2 protein-coding genes and 1 pseudogene are annotated in these 2,441 nt (G+C 58.7%); all 3 read left to right on the forward strand.

Features of this window, described 5'->3' with window-relative positions; translation table 11 throughout:
* Window positions 1-121 (forward strand): annotated as a pseudogene (locus CV770_RS40765) (IS3 family transposase); the annotation flags it as partial.
* A gap of 549 nt (window positions 122-670) precedes the next feature.
* The gene (gene ltrA / locus CV770_RS40770; RefSeq protein ID WP_104466294.1) at window positions 671-1,915 is read left to right on the forward strand and encodes a group II intron reverse transcriptase/maturase; all 1,245 of its coding nucleotides are present in this window, start codon (window positions 671-673) and stop codon (window positions 1,913-1,915) included.
* A gap of 52 nt (window positions 1,916-1,967) precedes the next feature.
* Window positions 1,968-2,243 (forward strand): integrase core domain-containing protein, encoded by a 276-nt coding sequence (locus CV770_RS44400; protein ID WP_104466295.1) that lies wholly within the window; start codon window positions 1,968-1,970, stop codon window positions 2,241-2,243.
* Window positions 2,244-2,441: the final 198 nt, after the last annotated feature.

A 2,441-nucleotide genomic window follows, 5' to 3' on the forward strand; every position in this document is an offset into this window, starting at 1 on the left:
CACCAGCGTGGCCTTCACCGGCGCGCTGGCGGCCGCAAAGATCAAGATCTCCATGGATGGCCGCGGTCGTTGGATGGACAACGTCTTCATCGAGCGGCTGTGGCGGTCGCTCAAGCATGAGGACATAGTGTGCTGTGGAAGTCAGGTTTCGGCATGACGCCTGACGAAGCTTTGTCAGAGATGGAGGATGGCCCTCCGAAGTCGACCTGCAGGGGTAGACGTCAAACCACTCCGAGCTGCGAGGGTAAAGAGCCCTGGTGGTGAGCGTTGGAGGAAAAGGCGGAGGAAACTCCGTCAGGTGAGATCCGAGGAGACGAACGGAAGTAAACCGCTGATGACGTGTCGTAACGTGTTCTATCGACGTCGAAACCGGGATCAGGATGTCTATCCCGCGAGCAAGGGTTGGGGGAGCCTGCCGACTGTCCAACCGGCGTCCGGCATGAAGGTGGCGTGACCTCGGATCAGGCTTTGACAAGGAACACAGGAACCTGTCGCTCCGATGTGAAGGGAGGACTCCAAGCGGCTCGTCGCCGCAAGGAGCAGAGTACCGATGCGGAGCACAGGGGCGGAAACGCCCGTATTAGGGACGAAGGCGCTGTAATGGCACTGGACCGAAGGGGCGTTGTCATCCGGCTTTACGCGGTCGACAACCCGAAAGGGGATGATCGGCATGAGCAAGGCCAAGCCGTTTTGTATTGCCAAACGCGATGTGTGGGAGGCGTATAAGCAAGTGAAGGCTAACCAAGGGGCAGCTGGTGTTGACGGGCAGTCGATCGAAGACTTCGACCGAGATCTGAGTAAGAATCTCTATCGGATCTGGAATCGGATGAGTTCGGGCAGCTACTTTCCGCCTCCGGTGCGGCGCGTTGACATACCGAAAGGCGGAGCTGGCAGCACGCGACCGTTGGGAATACCAACGGTCTCGGACAGGATCGCCCAGATGGTGGTCAAGCGTTATCTTGAACCGATCCTGGAGCCCGTGTTCCACATGGATTCCTATGGGTATCGGCCAGGGAAATCAGCACATGATGCACTGGCTGTGGCTCGGCGTCGATGCTGGAGCCACGATTGGGTGATCGACCTCGACATCAAGAGCTTCTTCGACGAAATCGATTGGAGCCTTCTGATGAAGGCCGCGCGCCGCCACACCGACTGCAAATGGGTCTTGCTCTACCTGCAAAGGTGGCTGGAAGCTCCCGCGAGCATGCCGGATGGAAGCTTGGTCAAGCGCACAAGAGGAACTCCGCAGGGGGCTGTCATCAGCCCGCTGTTGGCGAATCTCTTTCTTCATTATGCGTTCGATTTGTGGATGAGCCGAGAATATCCGGATGTCCCATTTGAACGATATGCGGATGATGCCATCGGCCATTGCCGAAGCGAAGCGGAGGCGCGTGACTTGTGTCGGGCGCTGGAAGCGAGGTTTGCGGAATGCGGGCTACGGCTGCACCCGGAAAAGACCAAGATCGTGTGTTGTAAAGATGCCAATCGCTCCGGCGCTTATCCGGAGCAGTCGTTTGACTTCCTCGGCTATAGCTTTCGGCCGAGGATGGCGAACAATCGACACGGTGAGCGGTTCGTCTCATTCAGCCCGGCCGTCAGCAAGAAGGCCGGGAAACGGATGCGGCATACCGTGCGCAGGTGGCGGCTGCATCGGCGCAGCGATCTTGAGCTGGTGGAAATCGCCAAATGGGTCCGTCCAGTCCTGACGGGCTGGGTGCGCTACTACGGGCGGTTTTATCCCTCGAAGCTTCAAGAGGAGTTGCGCACGATCGATGCCTACATCGTTCGATGGGCAACACGAAAATACAAACGGTTCCGAGGACACACGTTGGCGGTATGGGAATGGTTGCGATCGCTGAAGCGACGCAATCCAGGCCTGTTCGCTCACTGGGTTGCCGGAGCAACGGTTGGATGACGGGAGCCGGATGAATCGCGAGGTTCACGTCCGGTTCTGAGAGAGCGCGGGGCTGCAATGCCCCGCGCCACTCACCTATCTCAAGGGTTATTCGGATGGCCACGAGGCCAAAGCCGGAATCGCCCGATGGATCGAGTTTTACAATTTCCAGCGCCCCCATCAGGCGCTGGAAAACCGCGCGCCGATGGCGGTCTGGCGGGCAGGTGTCACCGGCGCATTCGGCGAAGAGGCTGTGGATATGACGCTTCTCGCAAGCGAGAAGCTTGGACAACGCTGCGCGTTGCCCACATCCCCACAGCCACGACAGCAGCAAGCAACAGTGGCGTAAAGTATCGGGAAGAACGAACGGCAGCAAGCTCCACTTAAGAAACCAGACCCGGTGGTCCTCAGCATAGGGTCCACTTCAATTGAACACAAAGCCCCGCTTGCAGGGCGGGGCTCGCGGTTCTGCCACAACACAAAACCAGCTTGTAGCATAGGCCAGATCCTGAACGCCGCCCAGACTGCTCTTCACACCATTATCGAG

Source organism: Bradyrhizobium sp. AC87j1 (genome assembly GCF_002936975.1).
GTDB classification, from domain to species: Bacteria; Pseudomonadota; Alphaproteobacteria; order Rhizobiales; family Xanthobacteraceae; genus Bradyrhizobium; species Bradyrhizobium shewense.

Bases quoted from the DNA above. Each gene is read 5' to 3' on its own strand.
- ltrA (WP_104466294.1), top strand. From the start codon at position 671: ATGAGCAAGGCCAAGCCGTTTTGTATTGCCAAACGCGATGTGTGGGAG.